Here is a 13992-nt window from a genome sequence, read left to right as displayed (position 1 = left end):
GTGTCGCGGCTTCTTTCAACGTGCTCTTTCAGTGGACAATCGGCTCGGCACCAAGGGATGCTGGACGCGCGACCGGAGTGCCGCCGATCGGTGTCCTCGCAGGTCAGTCGCGAATCACCGGCCCTCGCCGGACGGCATCGGGCCGCTGGTCCCGCCGCGCCAAGCCGTGCACTGTCACCCTGAAACGGAGGGAAACCACCATGACCGATAAAACCCCCAATCCCGCGCTCCGGCAGCTCGACGTCCTCATCGGCACCTGGCGGGTCAGCAACGTCGAGGACGGCAAGGCGACCGACGCCGGCACCGTGCGCTTCGAATGGCTGGAGGGCGGCAACTTCCTGGTCCAGCACGTCGACCTGGCCGACACCAAGGCCGTGGAGTACATCGGCTACGACGAGGAGAGCAAGACCCTCAAGTCGCACCTGTTCGGCCAGTCCGCCGAGATCCTCAAGTACACCTGGGAGGTCAGCGGCGACACGCTGACCATCTGGTACGGCGACCAGGGCTCGCCCGCCCGCTTCGTCGGCAAGTTCAGCGAGGACGGCGCCACCAACGCCGGCGCCTGGGAGTGGCCCGGCGGCGGCTACCAGTCCACGATGACCCGGGTCTAGGCTCGTTCGGCGCTCCGGCCCGGCGGCGAGGTCGCCGGGCTGCGGCCGGGCGCGATCTGGCAGATCCTTGTCAAGGATGACTGAAAAGTCCGTAAGATACGGGCCCTAATGGTACGGATGTGACTTGGGGGCCCTGACGTGACGCTGCTGTCCCGGCGAAATCTTCTCAAAACCGGCGCGATCGCGGTTCCGGCCGCGATCCTCGCACCCGCAACGGCTGCCCAGGCGGCCCGGGCGGCGCGGCCCGAGCTGCCCGGGGTCGAGATGTCGGGCGTCGCGCCCGCCTCGCTGGCCGGGTTCGACAATCTGCTGAAGAAGTTCGTGCTGGACCGGAAGATCACCGCCGCGCAGCTCGCCATCATGAAGAGCGGCAAGATCGTGCTGGCCCGGGGCTACCGCTACAACGACTTCTCCAGGGCGCTGCCCGCGGTCACGCCGACGTCCTTGTTCCGGATCGCCAGCCTGAGCAAGAACATCACCTCCGCCGCGATCATGCGGCTGGTGCAGGACGGCAAGCTGAGCCTGTCGGCCAAGGTCACCCAGCTCCTCGGGCTCACCCCGCTCGACGAGCGCATGGGCCAGGTCACCGTGCTGCGCCTCATGCAGCACCTCGGCGGCTGGGACCGCGGCGTCTCCAAGGACCAGCTCTGGCTGGACCACACCATCGCCGCCGCGCTCGACGTGCCGCTGCCGATCAGCCACGCCGACATCGTCAAGTACGCCACCGCCCGGAAGCTCGACTTCGACCCCGGCACCAAGATGGTCTACAGCAACTACGGCTACCTGCTGCTGGGCCGCGTGATCGAGAAGGTCTCCGGCATGTCGTACGAGTCGTACGTCAAGAGCAAGCTGCTCCAGCCGCTCGGCATCACCCGCATGCGGCTCGGCCGCAGCCTGCGGAGCGAGGCCGCGCCCGGCGAGGTCGCCTACGAGTCGCAGTACACGAACAAGTCGGTGGTGGACGCCTCCGGCACCGTCGTCCCCTACCAGTACGGCGGCTTCAACATGCCCAACCAGGACGCCAACGGCGGCTGGCTGGCCTCCGCCGTCGACCTGGTGCGCTGGACGCTCGCCTTCGACAAGCCCGGCACGGTGCTGAGCTCGGCCTCGATCGCCAAGCTGGTCGCCAAGCCGGAGATCGGCGTCAACCAGTACGGATCCTGGTACGGCGGCGGCTGGTGGGTGCGCCAGGTCACCGGCCACCTCAACACCTGGCACGACGGCTCGATGCCCGGCACGTACTCCTACCTGGCCCGGCTGCAGAACGGCTTCAGCTACGCGGTCGTGTTCAACCGCAGGGAGGAGACCGGCTCGCTCGACTTCGACACGCTCGACGACGACATGAACAAGGTCACCGTCTCCTCCTGGCCCACGACGGACCTGACGTCCCGCTACTTCTGACGGGTGGGCCCGCCGTGGGCCTGGGACGGCGGTTACATGCGGGTGCGGGCGTACGCCTGCAACGCGTCGCGGACGAACCTCGCCCCGGCGGCGTCGTCGTACATGTCGGCGAAGCGGGGGTCATCGACGTACATGTCGCCGAGGCAGCTCACCATCTCGATCGAGCGCTCCCGGTCGCCCTCGGCCGTGGGCGTGCCCGGGATCTGGCTCAGCCACTGCACGTGCCGGGCGGCCAGCGACTGGGCGCGCTCGGAGGTGGGGGAGACCCCGGCCCGCGCCGCGGCGACCCACGCGGCGACCAGGTCCTCGGCCGCCCGCTTCCAGGCCCGCTGCTGGTCGAGCGTCTTGCCGTGCCACCAGTCGTTGCTCACCTGGAACGCGCGCTCGCCCCAGCGCGCGATCACGTCGTCCTTGTAGTGGTCGTTGAAGCCGGCCAGCATGACGTCCATCCGCGGTTCGGCGCCCGCCAGCAGGGCGTCCAGGGCGTGACGCACGGAGCTGATCTGCCGGTCGATGCGGTCGCGCTCCTCCTCCAGGGCAGCGATGTGGGCACGCAGGCCGTCGCCCGCGTCCACCTCCTCGGCCAGGACCTCGGCGATGGCCGGCAGGCCCATGCCGAGCCGGCGCAGGAGCAGGATCCGCTGGAGCCGCAGGACCGCGGCGGAGTCGTAGTGGCGGTGGCCGTTCGCGCCCACCCGGGACGGAGTCAGGAGCCCGACGCCGTCGTAGTGCCGCAGGGTACGGCTGCTGACGCCGGCCCTGGCCGCCAGCTCCTGGATCGTCCACTCCATCGTTCCAGTGTCACCCGCGGCGGAGCGTGGTCGCGATGATCTCCGCGCTGTCGGCGTGCAGGGCCTGCGCCGCCGTCTGACCCGTCGCGGCCAGGTAGGCGTCGACCAGCCGGTTGCCCGCGGCGTACCCGGCGCCCATCGGCAGGCCCACCGGGGTGACGCCGAGGTGCTCGGCGCCGGGGTCGCCGTGGACCCAGGCGGTGAAGTTCTGCATGCCCGTCACGTCGAGGCCGGTGAGCACCTTGTCGAAGACCGCGTCGTCGTGCAGGTGCGGCACGCCGATGCGGGCGTAGCCGAGCTCGTCGCCGTAGAGCTGGCGGGCGAAGGCGTCGGCCAGGCCCTCGCCGACGATGTGCTCGCCGACCGTGACGGTCATCGGGTCCCACACCACTCCACCCGGGCTCCACCGCAGGTTGTGGTGGAGCTCGTGGACGGCGGTGGCCTCCAGCCGCTCCACGTTCTCGGGGAAGGGCCACAACGTGATGGCGATGTTGCCCGAGATGCCGCCGAACCCGGTCAGCCCCTTGCAGGGGCCCATGAAATGCTCGTCGGCCGGGTCGCCCAGCACGAACAGCACGGTGATGTCCGGGACCTGCAACCCCGGCGTCGCCTCCACCAGCACGGCCAGAGCGTCGTCGAGCGCGCGCCGCATCCGCTCCCAGGCTCCGGCCGCCTCCAGGGCGTCCAGCGCGTCGAGGCAGCGCTCCTCGTCACGGTCGATGGGGAACCCGGAGGTCTGGCGATGCACGGACACGAGATCGACCTCGCCCGGGTAGTGGCGGTACATGCCGGCGTTGGGCTCCAGCATCGAACGCAGCAGGCCGGCGCGGTCCGCCATCGGGGCCAGCAGGATCCGCCGCATGGCGGAGCCGGTGTCAAGAACGGTGATCGACATGGCCCCGATGCTAGAAGTTGACGCAACGTCAACGTCAAACCGGGTTTTGTCCCGGGGCGGAACCCCGCCAGACTGGGCCGGACAGTTCGAAGGAGAACCCGATGGCCAAATACCTGCTGCTCAAGCACTACCGGGGCGCGCCGGCGGCGGTCAACGACGTGCCGATGGGCCAGTGGACGCCGGAGGAGGTCGCGGCGCACGTCCAGTACATGCGGGACTTCGCCGCCCGGCTGCAGGAGAGCGGCGAGTTCGTCGACAGTCAGGGGCTCTCGCCCGAGGGCACGTTCGTCCGCTACGACGGCGAGGGGCGGCCGCCGGTCACCGACGGCCCGTTCGCCGAGACCAAGGACCTGATCGCCGGCTGGATGGTGATCGACGTCGCGAGCTACGAACGGGCGCTGCACCTGGCCGGCGAGCTGTCCGCGGCTCCGGGCGCGGGCGGCGAGCCGATCCACGAATGGCTGGAGGTACGGCCGTTCCTGACCGGGCCGCACCTGGTGGCCGAGTGAACGAGTCGTTGCCTGACCGGGAAGCGCCTGGTGGACGGGTGGACGAGTCGCTGCTGCGGGAGCTGGTGCCCGAGGTGATCGGCGTCGTCGTCCGCCGCGGCGCGGACTTCGCGGCGGCCGAGGACGCCGTCCAGGACGCCCTGGCCGAGGCCGTGCGCGTGTGGCCGGACGACCCGCCCCGCGACCCCAAGGGCTGGCTGGTCACCGTCGCCTGGCGCAAGTTCCTCGACGCCGCCCGCGCCGACGCCTCCCGGCGGCACCGCGAGACCCGCGTCGACAGCGAGCCCGCGCCGGGCCCCGGGGAGGCGGTGGACGACACGCTCCAGCTGTACTTCCTGTGCGCGCACCCGTCCCTGACGCCGGCCTCGGCGGTCGCGCTCACGCTGCGCGCGGTCGGCGGCCTGACCACGCGCCAGATCGCGCAGGCGTACCTGGTGCCGGAGGCGACCATGGCCCAGCGGATCAGCCGGGCCAAGCGCACCGTCTCCGGCGTGCGGTTCAACCAGCCCGGCGACGTCGCCACCGTGCTGCGCGTGCTCTACCTGGTCTTCAACGAGGGCTACTCCGGCGACGTCGACCTCGCCGCCGAGGCGATCCGGCTCACCCGGCTGCTCGCGGCGAAGGTCAAGCACGAGGAGGTCGCGGGCCTGCTCGCGCTCATGCTGCTGCACCACGCCCGGCGTCCGGCGCGCACCGCTCCCGACGGGCGCCTCGTGCCTCTCGCCGAGCAGGACCGCGGCCTGTGGGACACCCGCCTGATCGCCGAGGGCGTCGACGTGCTCCAGGCGGCCCTCGCCCGCGACCGCCTGGGCGAGTTCCAGGCCCAGGCCGCCATCGCCGCGCTGCACGCCGACGCCCCGACGGCCGGGGAGACCGACTGGGTGCAGATCGTCGAGTGGTACGACGAGCTGGTGCGCCTGACCGGCAGCCCGGTGGCCCACCTCAACCGGGCCGTCGCCGTCGGCGAGGCCGACGGGCCGCGGGCCGGCCTGGCCGCCCTGGCCGAGCTCGACCCGGCATTGCCCCGCCACGCCGCCGTCGCGGCCTACCTGCACGAACGTGCCGGCGACCCGGCCACCGCGGCACGGCTCTACACCGAGGCCGCCCGATCGGCGCCCACCGTCCCCGAACGCGACCACCTCACGCGCCAGGCCGCCCGGCTGCGCGGGGCGTGAAGGATCGGGCCTGACGTCGCCCGGCTGCGCGGGGCGTGAGGGGCCGGGGCTGACGTCGTCCAGGCGGCCGGATCCTCAGCCTCCGGTGACGACGAGCACCAGCCCGGACGCGACCAGCCCCACCTCGACCACCGCCACGAACGCGCCGGCGGGCAGCCGGTCGACGATCTTCTTGCCGGTCCAGGCCCCGGCCGCGCTCGCCGGCGCCAGGGCCAGCCCGGTGGCGACGCCGGACGTGGTGAGCACGGCGGCCGCGCCGAAGACGACCAGCTTGGTCAGGTGCATCACCACCGCCGCCGCGGCCTCCGTGCCGATGTAGGCCCCCCGCAGCAGGCCACGGGCCAGGAAGAACGGCGCGACCAACGGCCCTATCGAGCCGACCAGCGCCGAACCGAACCCGGACACGGCTCCGACGGCCGCGAACGCCGCGTCGTCCAGCCGGACGCCATGCGGCCGCCTGCGTCGCCAGACCACCATGACCAGCAGGAACACCCCGATGACCCGGGTCAGCGCGGCCAGCGGGGCGGCGGCGAACACCAGCGCGCCGGCCGCGGCGGCGGGCACCGCCCCCGCCGCGAAGACGCCCACCAGCCGGCGGTCGACCTCGTCCCGGTTGAACCACACCCGGCTGCCGTTGCCGGCGAGCTGCGCGACGGTCAGCACCGCGACGGCGTCCCGGGCGCCCAGGACCGCGACGAACACCGGCAGCAGCAGCACCCCGCCGCCGAACCCGGCCACCGCCGACAGCGTCGCGGTGGCGAACGTCGCCGCCACCATCACGACCACGACCAGGACGGTGTTCACGCCGGGCAGCAGGAGCAGCCAGGGGCGCAGCCGGCGCATCCGTCCGCCTGCTCCTCAGGACCGGCCGGGACGGCGCAGCAGGCGTCACCGCGCCAGGCTTCGCGGCCCTCCTTGACCGCGACGGCCGCGATCACCAGCGCGGCGACCGGGTCGGCCCAGGACCAGCCGAACAGGCTGTTGAGCGCCAGGCCCACCAGCAGCACGCCGGACAGGTAGGTGCACAGCAGGGTCTGCCTGGAGTCGGCCACCGCGGAGGCGGAGCCGAGCTCGCGCCCGGCGCGGCGCTGCGCGCGGGACAGGAACGGCATGATCACCAGCGACAACGCGGCCAGGATCAGGCCGGGCGTCGAATGCTCCGCCTCGCCCGCCCCCAGCAGCGTGCGGACGGCGTCGAAGGTGACGTAGGCGGCCAGCGCGAAGAAGGAGATCGCGATCACGCGCAGGGCCGTCCTCTCCCGCCTTTCGTGGTCGGCCGCGGAGAACTGCCAGGCCACCGCGGCCGCCGAGGCGACCTCCACCATCGAGTCCAGGCCGAACCCGACCAGCGCGGCGGAGGAGGCCAGGGCGCCGGCGGTGACGGCCACCACCGCCTCGATCACGTTGTAGGTGATGGTGGCCGCGACCAGCAGGCGGATGCGGCGCCGCAGGGCCGCCCGGCGCGCCGGGGCGGTGAGGTGCGCGGCGGTCACGACCTCGGCTCCTCTGCGGCCCCGGCGGGGGCGGGACGCAGCGTCACTGCGTGGCCGGCGGCGGCCAGCAGGTGCTCGGCGGAGGCGAGCAGGTCCATCAGCTCGGGCCGGGTCAGGGCATAGAACGACTGGCGGCCCTCGGCGCGGTAGTCGATCAGGCCGCAGTCGCGCAGGCAGGCCAGATGCTTGGACACCGTGGACTGGGCCAGGCCGAGCTGGGTGGTCAGGTCGACCACGCGGGCCTCGCCGCGGGCCAGCCGCTGGACGATGCGCAGCCGGGTCTCGTCGGCCAGGGAGTGGAACAGCGCGGCCGCGGGGGAGATGCCGGCGGCGATGTCCGCACTGACACAACGGCCACCTTCGAGATCAATCGCCATATGGCGATGTTAGCCCGAAATCAGCATCTATGGCGAGTGCGGTGGTCTCGCCTGGGGGTTGATCTCTCGTCGTCCGGTGTCTGTCCCTGCTCGTGGAGCTTCTGTCAGGTCTATCGGGACGGTTCGGGGTCTGGGAGGCTCGCCTTCGTGAGTACGTCAGGGCAGGGGGGCCGCCTCGCCCCCGATGAGCGCGAGACCGTCGTGATCCTTCGGGTGCTCGGGACGGCCGGCATCGCGGCGGGGCTGGCCTCGGCCGCGTTCATGCTGCTGCGGTGGTCGAGCCCGCCGCTGCCCTGGCTGGCGTTCCTGCTGGTCGTCGCGCTGGTCGGGGTCGGGCTGCGCGTCGAGGCGGCGATCCTGGCGCGTTCCGCTCGCTGACTCCCCGCCGATCGGCCTGTGTCCCGGCCGGTCGGCCGGGACGTTCGGGCGGGTGGTGCGGGTCAGCGTTCGCAGACGACTCCGTCGCCGTCGCGGTCCTGGTACCAGGCGTACTCGGGGTCGATGCCGCGGCGGTACGGGCCGTAGCCGGCGGCGTTCGCCTCGGCGCAGGTACGGAAGCGCGGGTCGTTGCCGGTAGGCGGGGTCGGAGTGGGGGACGGGGACGGGGTCGGTGTGGAGGTGGACGTGTCACACCTGCCGGACCAGATCCGCAGCTTCTCCGCCTTGGCCTTCGCCTGTTCCGTGCGGAAGAGGCTCGTGTATCCGTCGTTCGGCTTGGAGGGGACGGCCTTGCCGTAGCCGTAGCGGATCAGGTTGCGGTTGACGTGCACGCCCTTGGCGTTCCACACGTGCGAGGGCGGGCGGCCGGGCGTCTTGGCGGTGAGCAGGTGGGCCGTCGTCCCGGGCGGTAGGAGCGCCGCCGTACGGGCGGTGGCCGCCCTGGACCAGCACCGCCCGCGCTCGGGCGCGTCCACGCCGAGCAGCTGCACGCGGATCTTCGTGGTGCCGCGCACGACGTCGATGGTGTCGCCGTCCACGACCTTGACGACCCGGGCCGCGACCGTGCCTGCGGGGACGGCGGCCGCGTCGGCCGGCGTGCTCAGGGCGAAGGTGAGGGGCAGCAGGGCGGCCATGGCGGTGACGATCCTGGCCGTACTCGCGTTCATAGGCATGGCGTGACTCCAGGGACGGATGGTCCGGACGGGAGGAGACGCGCCGACGGAGACAGGGGTGTACCGCCGGAAGGGCACGGTTATGTCACTCCTGGTCGAGGTGCGGCGACGCTGCGCTTAGGGTTTGACTGGTCGCCGGCCCCCGCGGGGTGGCCGACGTCCAAGGTCAGAGGCTTGGGCGGCCCTTCTCGGCCCGTCTCGCGCGGCCGGTCGCGCGTGCGGGGGCGGGTGGGTCGCCGGGAACGATCCCGTGCTGGAGCCGCGATATGCTCGTACTGGTGTTCGATAAGCTGCCTGCCTCTGGGGGAGTGTCGTGGTTGTCGCCAAGGAAGCCGGTTGGGTGGGCTTGAGCTGGGATGACTGGTCCGATGTGAGCGAGATCCGCGCCCGCCTCGACTCCGGCGCCGATCCGCATGCCGACCTGTGGCACGAGGGGCCGCCCCTCCACCTCGCGGCCGAGTACGGCTCGCCCGAGGTGGTCGCCGAGCTGGCCCGCCGGGTCCGCGACGTCGACGCCGCGTACGAGGGGCACAGCGCGCTCTGGCGGGCCGTGTTCGCCCAGCAGCGGGACAACGCGCTCGCCCTGGTCGCCGCCGGGGCCGATCCGTGGCGGCCGATGACCGGCGGCTGGTCGCCCGGGCGGCTCAGCCTGGCCGGTCCCCATCCGGGCCTGTTCTTCCCCTTCCCGCGCGACAAGCCCACGCTGTCTGAGGCGGAGAACGCCGCCGTCGTGGAGGCCGAGCGGCTGATCGAGGCCCTGGGCGACTTCGAGTACGACGGGCTGGGGCTGGTGTGCGTCGCGGGCGTCACCGCGGCGGAGGCCGCTCGGCGGCTGGGGGCGACGGTGGCCGAGGGCGCGGGGATCGACGGGGTCCTCGACGAGCCGTACCCGGGCGAGGGGAACGGCCTGGTCGGAGCCACCGACGTGCCGGGCGGATGCGTGGTCAGCCGGCGCCGGGGTTCCGAGGTGACCAGCCCCGACGTGATCAACCGCCTCTCGGCCGGGACGGTCTGCTACGCGATGTACGCCGATCCCAAGGGCGGCAACCAGGGCTACAGCTCGCGCGACGGGATCGTCGAGGAGTGGGACGCCCATCCGGGCGGCGGCTGGGTGTCGCCGGACAGCTCGGCGGACGAGGTGCTGAACGCCTTCCTCTACCAGGGGGAGGGGGTGGCGTACTGCTGCGCGTACACCGGGTTGCGGCTCACCGACGCCCGGCCCGTCCTGGGGCCGCCCGACATCTGGCTGCACCTCCCGCCGCGCGGCTGACGCCGGTAGGCCAGTACGTGCCTGCTCCGGAGTCAGGCCATGGCAGCCGAGGCCGCGCCCAGCACGGCTCCGTGTGACCCCAGGGCCGAGAGCCGGACGGGGACGGAGCCGAGGCCGCGGGGCGCGTACCGGCGGATCGTCTCGATCAGGGGGACGGTCAGGAGCTCGCCGAGGCCGGTGACGCCGCCGCCCAGGACGATCACGTCCGGGTCCAGGAGGGTGGCGGCGGAGGCGATCGATCGGCCGAGGATGACGGCGGCCTCATGGATCACCTCTCGCGCCAGGAGGTCGGCGTTCTCCGTCCCATCCCGCCGACCGGCGGTCCCGAAGGGGTTTCGCGGATCGGTGCTTCCGGTCGGGGCCCGTAGGGCGGGGGGCTCGGTGCCGCGCAGGGATACGAGGGCCGGGGGCTCGGCATTGTGCAGGGCTGTGGGCTGGGGTTCGAGGGTCGAGGACTTGGGGTGGTGCAGGGCTGCGGGCTGCGGTTCGAGGGCCCGGGGCTCGGTGTTGTGCGGGGCTGTGGGTTGGGGTTCGAGGGTCGGGGGCTCGGTGTTGTGCAGGGGTGTGGCGAGGGATCCGAGGTCGGGGGCGGTGCCGCCGCGGGCGTGGTAGGCCGACAGGATCGCGGGGCCTGACGCGTACGCCTCCAGGTGGCCCGTGGCACCGCAGGGGCACGGGCGGTCGGCGTCGGTGTTCGGGGGCAGGACGGCCGGGGTGTGGCCGAGGGAGCCCGCCATGCCGTTGCGTCCGCGCAGGAGTTCGCCGTCGCGTACGAGGGCGCCGCCGACGCCGGTGCCGATCGTGAGGACCAGGGCCAGGCGGCGGCCCCGGGCCGCTCCGTGGCGGGCCTCGCCGAGCGCCCAGGCGTGGACGTCGTTGAGCACGGTGACGGGCAGGCCGAGCCGTTCGGTGAAGGCGGAGGCCAGATCGGTGCCCCGCCAGCCGGGCAGGGCGTCGGTGGCGTGCGTGACCACGCCGTTGTCGTCGACCGTCCCGGCGCTGCCGACTCCGCAGGCGATGACGTCCATGCCGGCGGCCCGTGCCTGGGCGAGGCGGTCTTCGGCCAGCTCCAGCGCGGCGGCCAGCACCGCCGCGGCGCCGCCTCCGGCGGGTGTGGGGACGCGGGCGGGAAGGTGGATCTCCGTCGTCTCGCGGGCGGCCGATGCCGGGATCAGAGCGGCGGCGGTCTTGGTGCCGCCGATGTCGATACCGAGCACGGCGGGGACGGCGTTCGTTCGGCGTCGCACGGTGGGGGTGCTGGTGACGGGGCGCCGCACGGCAGGGCCGCTGTTCAGGTGGGTGTGTTCCGGCGGGACGCTGTCTGGGAGGTGGCTCGCGGTGCGGTTCGGGCGGGGGTGCGCGGCTGGGGTGCCGTGTGCGGAGAGTGGCGCGGTGCGGTTCGGGTGCGAGGGCATGTCCGGGAGGGGTGGCGGGGTGCAGTTTGGGTGGTGGTGTGCGGCTGGGGTGCCGTCTGTGGAGGGTGGCGCGGTGCGGTTCGGGTGCGAGGGCATGTCTGGGACGGGTGGCGCGGTGCGGTTCGGGTGCGGGTGCGGGTGTGGGTGCGGGTGTGGGGCTGGGGGGACTTGTGCGGTGCTGCTTGGTGAGGCCGTGTGAGCGGCGGCCGGGTGGGGTTCTGAGGTGGGCATGAGGTCGCCGGTGCGGTGGGGGTGGGCGCGGGGTGAGGTGGGGGTCACCGGCTTGCCCTCGGGGTGGCCGCGGCGAGGTGGCGGGTGAGGGCGAGGGGGTCGGTGATGGCGGCGCCGATCACGACCGACCAGGCGCCCCGAGCGAACGCCTCCGCCACGTGGGCGTCGGTGCGGAGCCGCCCCTCGGCGACCGTACGGACCCCGAGGGCGGCGAGCTCCCCGACCAGGGCGAGGTCGGGCTCATGGGGAAGCCCCGGCCCAGGGCGGCCGGACCCGGTCGAGGGACGGGCGGCGGACTCGGCGCACCCGGTGCACCCGGTCCCGGGATGGGCGGTGGTTTTGGCGGACCCGGTCCCGGGATGGGCGGTGGTTTTGGCGGACCCAGTCCCGGGATGGGCGGTGGGTTTGGCGGAGCTGGTCCCGGGATGGACGGTGGGGTCAGCGGTGGCGGGCGTCGAGGCGACGGCGAAATCGGTGGCGGGGGTGAAGGGCCGCAGAGTGATGGCGGGGTCGGTAGGGGTGGGGGTGGTGTAGGGGGTGTAGCCGGCGAGGGTGGTGGAGATCAGGGCTGCGCCTCGGTTCCAGGCGAGCAGTCCCTCCTCCGCTGTCGAGACGTCGGCCATGACGGGCACGCCCAGTTCCCTCCATACCCGTTCGACCAGGGACGGCAGGTCGCCCGCCGCCGGTTCGGCCTCCGCCGTCACCTCCAGGGCCACCATGTCGGCGCCGGCTCGTACCAGGGCTTCGCACAGGGCGAAGGTGGGGGTGATCAGGGGGCGGGCGTGGGGGCGGGGGACCTTGGCCAGGCCGATCACGGGGAGGGCCGTGGCGGCCTTGACCGCGCGGACGTCCTCGGGGCCGTTGACGCGCAGGCCGGCCGCGCCGCCGAGTTCGGCGCAGCGGGCGAGGAGCGCGATGGTGTGCGGGTCGCGGAGGGGGTGGCCCTCGGGGGCCTGGCAGCTCACGACCAGGCCGCCTTCGATCGCGGTCACCACATCCATTGGTACAGCCCAATCATCCGGCATTGAGGAAGGAACCCGCCTCACTTGCTGGATTGGTATAGCCCAATTACGATCGGAGCGTCAAGAGGCCCCCTGACCGAGGACGACCACCCGTGACGAAGATCGGCCGGCTCACAGACCATCTGCTCACGCTCATCGAGACCGAGCTGGAACCGGGCGAACGGCTGCCCGCCGAGCGCGATCTCGCCGAGGAGTTCGGGGTCAGCAGGCTGACCGTGCGGCGGGCGGTCGACCGGCTGGAGACCGGGCGGCGGGTCTACCGCGTCCAGGGGGCGGGGACGTTCGTCGCGCACCGGAGCATCGCCAAGACGATCGAGCTGACGTCGTTCAGCGAGGACATGCGGGGGCGGGGGCTGGAGCCGGGGTCGCGGCTGCTGGAGGCGGCCGAGGTGCCCGCGGGGGCGCGGGTGGGGCAGGCGCTCGGCATCAGCCCGGCGGACGCGGTCGTGCGATTGTGCCGGGTGCGTACGGCCAACGGTTCGCCTATGTGCCTGGAGCGTGCCCATGTGCCGGTCGCGTTCGTGCCCGGACTGCTCGACCGGCCGCTCGGCGGGTCGCTGTACGAGGTGCTGGCGGGGGCGTACCGGATCAGGCTGGAGCGGGCCGAGCAGTCGATCAGGGCCACGGTGCTGGAGCCGGAGGAGGCGGAGCTGCTGGAGGCGGCGCCGCTGGCGCCGGCGCTGCTGGTCGAACGGGTGGCCTACGACCAGCGGGGGAGGGCGGTCGAGGCGGCCAAGTCGATCTACCGGGGCGACCGCTACTCCTACGAGATCGCGATTCGGCGGTGAGGGCCCGCCCCGGGCGAAGGGGCTTGCCGGGAGGCAATTGGTGGGGTAGACGACGGAAGGACAGGATTGTCCTCAAAGAGCGACCGAAGTGCCCGGCCATGCGATAAAGAGGCCGATCGACGTGTTCGGGCATGCGACAACGAGGCCGATCGAAGTGTCCAGCCATGCGATGGAGAGGTCGATCGGGGTGTTCGGGTATGCGATGGAGTGACATGTCGGGTCGGCGGCGGGCGGTGCTGCTCGGGCTCGGTTCGGCGGAACTGGTGCTCACCGGGGCCGCCGCCGTCGATCTGTGGCGCCGGCCGCAGCGGGAGATCCACGGCTGGAAGGGCGTCTGGTGGCTGGGCATCTTCGTGCAGCCGTTCGGGCCGATCGCCTACCTCGCGTACGGCAGGCGAAGGGGGAGAGGCCGCGGGCGGTGAGGCCGCCGGGTCGGAGGGCGCCCGAAGCCCCATGTCAGCGGGCGGTGAAGCCGCCGTAACCGTTGGCGTTCATGGTCGGGTGCGCACAGAAACCGCCGTATCCGTTGGTGTTCATCCGCGGGTGTCCACCCAGACGCTCACCGTGGTGTGCGGCGTGATCCCGGTGTAGGAGGTCTGCCCGGCCGGCACCCACGGGCCCTCGATCGGGATCAGGCCGACCTCGGGCAGGAAGTGGCGCTGGATCACGTGGATGCGGTGCTCGCCGGTGCCGCTCGGGCAGTAGCTGGAGGCCCAGCGTTCGGCCTGGTTGAGCTGGTACGTGCAGCCGGTGGGCGCGGCGGAGGCGGCCGGGGCGCCCGCCAGGACCAGGGCCGTGGCGAGGGCGGCGCAGCCGGCGGTCCGTCTTCTCGCGTTCATGCGGGGCTCCTCGGAGGTGTGCGCGCGGCGAGAATTGCTTAGGAAAGTTTCCTAAACATTAGA

The 13992-nt window shown here is 72.8% G+C and carries 17 protein-coding genes; 8 read left to right on the top strand and 9 right to left on the bottom strand.

Annotated elements, in window-relative coordinates; genetic code table 11:
- The first annotated feature begins 200 nt into the window (after positions 1 to 200).
- Positions 201 to 611 carry a hypothetical protein gene (locus tag ACIBST_RS35565; protein ID WP_397177975.1) on the top strand — a complete coding sequence of 137 codons (411 nt, stop codon included), beginning with the start codon at positions 201 to 203 and terminating at the stop codon, positions 609 to 611.
- A 138-nt stretch (positions 612 to 749) separates the two neighbouring features.
- Positions 750 to 2012 (top strand): serine hydrolase domain-containing protein, encoded by a 1263-nt coding sequence (locus ACIBST_RS35560; protein ID WP_397177974.1) that lies wholly within the window; start codon positions 750 to 752, stop codon positions 2010 to 2012.
- A gap of 32 nt (positions 2013 to 2044) precedes the next feature.
- Here ACIBST_RS35560 and ACIBST_RS35555 read toward each other — a convergent pair whose 3' ends face one another.
- On the bottom strand, positions 2045 to 2803 hold the full coding sequence (locus tag ACIBST_RS35555; protein WP_397177973.1) for a TipAS antibiotic-recognition domain-containing protein: 759 nt from the start codon (positions 2801 to 2803) through the stop codon (positions 2045 to 2047).
- A 10-nt stretch (positions 2804 to 2813) separates the two neighbouring features.
- Complete coding sequence (locus tag ACIBST_RS35550) at positions 2814 to 3698, bottom strand: DUF2268 domain-containing protein (RefSeq protein WP_397177972.1); 885 nt, start codon at positions 3696 to 3698, stop codon at positions 2814 to 2816.
- Between the two features lie 101 nt (positions 3699 to 3799).
- On the opposite strand from ACIBST_RS35550, the gene ACIBST_RS35545 reads away from it, so the two are divergent.
- Complete coding sequence (locus ACIBST_RS35545) at positions 3800 to 4207, top strand: YciI family protein (RefSeq protein WP_397177971.1); 408 nt, start codon at positions 3800 to 3802, stop codon at positions 4205 to 4207.
- 38 nt (positions 4208 to 4245) lie between these two features.
- Complete coding sequence (locus tag ACIBST_RS35540) at positions 4246 to 5382, top strand: RNA polymerase sigma factor (protein WP_397177970.1); 1137 nt, start codon at positions 4246 to 4248, stop codon at positions 5380 to 5382.
- A 75-nt stretch (positions 5383 to 5457) separates the two neighbouring features.
- On the opposite strand, the gene ACIBST_RS35535 is transcribed toward ACIBST_RS35540, so the two are convergent.
- From ACIBST_RS35535 to ACIBST_RS35525, 3 genes are read right to left on the bottom strand one after another with little or no spacing between them, the layout of a single operon-like run.
- Positions 5458 to 6225, bottom strand: coding sequence for a TSUP family transporter (locus ACIBST_RS35535; protein ID WP_397177969.1), 768 nt, complete (start codon positions 6223 to 6225; stop codon positions 5458 to 5460).
- A complete protein-coding gene (locus tag ACIBST_RS35530; protein ID WP_397177968.1) occupies positions 6183 to 6875 on the bottom strand; it encodes a cation transporter in 693 nt (230 codons plus the stop codon). The genes ACIBST_RS35535 and ACIBST_RS35530 overlap by 43 nt, the downstream gene beginning before the upstream one ends.
- Positions 6872 to 7252, bottom strand: coding sequence for an ArsR/SmtB family transcription factor (locus tag ACIBST_RS35525; protein WP_397177967.1), 381 nt, complete (start codon positions 7250 to 7252; stop codon positions 6872 to 6874). Before ACIBST_RS35525 ends, ACIBST_RS35530 begins: the two co-directional genes overlap by 4 nt.
- Positions 7253 to 7399: 147 nt before the next feature.
- Here ACIBST_RS35525 and ACIBST_RS35520 point away from each other — a divergent pair, with 147 nt between their 5' ends.
- Complete coding sequence (locus ACIBST_RS35520; RefSeq protein WP_397177966.1) at positions 7400 to 7630, top strand: hypothetical protein; 231 nt, start codon at positions 7400 to 7402, stop codon at positions 7628 to 7630.
- 62 nt (positions 7631 to 7692) lie between these two features.
- On the opposite strand, the gene ACIBST_RS35515 is transcribed toward ACIBST_RS35520, so the two are convergent.
- On the bottom strand, positions 7693 to 8358 hold the full coding sequence (locus ACIBST_RS35515) for a thermonuclease family protein (protein ID WP_397177965.1): 666 nt from the start codon (positions 8356 to 8358) through the stop codon (positions 7693 to 7695).
- A gap of 376 nt (positions 8359 to 8734) precedes the next feature.
- On the opposite strand from ACIBST_RS35515, the gene ACIBST_RS35510 reads away from it, so the two are divergent.
- Positions 8735 to 9634, top strand: coding sequence for an ankyrin repeat domain-containing protein (locus ACIBST_RS35510; RefSeq protein WP_397177964.1), 900 nt, complete (start codon positions 8735 to 8737; stop codon positions 9632 to 9634).
- 32 nt (positions 9635 to 9666) lie between these two features.
- Here the strand turns inward: ACIBST_RS35510 and ACIBST_RS35505 are convergent, their stop codons facing one another.
- Both ACIBST_RS35505 and ACIBST_RS35500 read right to left on the bottom strand, forming a co-directional pair.
- The gene (locus tag ACIBST_RS35505) at positions 9667 to 10881 is read right to left on the bottom strand and encodes an ROK family protein (RefSeq protein WP_397177963.1); all 1215 of its coding nucleotides are present in this window, start codon (positions 10879 to 10881) and stop codon (positions 9667 to 9669) included.
- 443 nt (positions 10882 to 11324) lie between these two features.
- A complete protein-coding gene (locus tag ACIBST_RS35500; protein ID WP_397177962.1) occupies positions 11325 to 12272 on the bottom strand; it encodes a hypothetical protein in 948 nt (315 codons plus the stop codon).
- A 122-nt stretch (positions 12273 to 12394) separates the two neighbouring features.
- Here ACIBST_RS35500 and ACIBST_RS35495 point away from each other — a divergent pair, with 122 nt between their 5' ends.
- Together ACIBST_RS35495 and ACIBST_RS35490 are read left to right on the top strand one after the other, a co-directional pair.
- On the top strand, positions 12395 to 13090 hold the full coding sequence (locus ACIBST_RS35495; RefSeq protein WP_397177961.1) for a GntR family transcriptional regulator: 696 nt from the start codon (positions 12395 to 12397) through the stop codon (positions 13088 to 13090).
- Positions 13091 to 13302: 212 nt separating this feature from the next.
- Positions 13303 to 13512, top strand: a complete 210-nt coding sequence (locus tag ACIBST_RS35490) for a PLDc N-terminal domain-containing protein (protein ID WP_397177960.1) — start codon at positions 13303 to 13305, stop codon at positions 13510 to 13512.
- 111 nt (positions 13513 to 13623) lie between these two features.
- On the opposite strand, the gene ACIBST_RS35485 is transcribed toward ACIBST_RS35490, so the two are convergent.
- Entirely contained in the window at positions 13624 to 13929 is a 306-nt protein-coding gene (locus tag ACIBST_RS35485; RefSeq protein WP_397177959.1) for a hypothetical protein, read from the bottom strand.
- Positions 13930 to 13992: the final 63 nt, after the last annotated feature.

The sequence above is a fragment of the Nonomuraea sp. NPDC049684 genome, assembly GCF_044465345.1.
Taxonomy (GTDB): domain Bacteria; phylum Actinomycetota; class Actinomycetes; order Streptosporangiales; family Streptosporangiaceae; genus Nonomuraea.
This window is presented reverse-complemented; position numbering and strand designations above follow the sequence as displayed.

Excerpts from the sequence above, each read along its gene's own strand:
- ACIBST_RS35490 (WP_397177960.1), top strand. The coding sequence starts at position 13,303 with ATGTCGGGTCGGCGGCGGGCGGTGCTGCTCGGGCTCGGTTCGGCGGAA.
- ACIBST_RS35535 (WP_397177969.1), bottom strand. The coding sequence starts at position 6,225 with ATGCGCCGGCTGCGCCCCTGGCTGCTCCTGCTGCCCGGCGTGAACACC.
- ACIBST_RS35485 (WP_397177959.1), bottom strand. The coding sequence starts at position 13,929 with ATGAACGCGAGAAGACGGACCGCCGGCTGCGCCGCCCTCGCCACGGCC.
- ACIBST_RS35545 (WP_397177971.1), top strand. The coding sequence starts at position 3,800 with ATGGCCAAATACCTGCTGCTCAAGCACTACCGGGGCGCGCCGGCGGCG.
- ACIBST_RS35515 (WP_397177965.1), bottom strand. The coding sequence starts at position 8,358 with ATGAACGCGAGTACGGCCAGGATCGTCACCGCCATGGCCGCCCTGCTG.
- ACIBST_RS35555 (WP_397177973.1), bottom strand. The coding sequence starts at position 2,803 with ATGGAGTGGACGATCCAGGAGCTGGCGGCCAGGGCCGGCGTCAGCAGC.
- ACIBST_RS35550 (WP_397177972.1), bottom strand. The coding sequence starts at position 3,698 with ATGTCGATCACCGTTCTTGACACCGGCTCCGCCATGCGGCGGATCCTG.
- ACIBST_RS35525 (WP_397177967.1), bottom strand. The coding sequence starts at position 7,252 with ATGGCGATTGATCTCGAAGGTGGCCGTTGTGTCAGTGCGGACATCGCC.
- ACIBST_RS35565 (WP_397177975.1), top strand. The coding sequence starts at position 201 with ATGACCGATAAAACCCCCAATCCCGCGCTCCGGCAGCTCGACGTCCTC.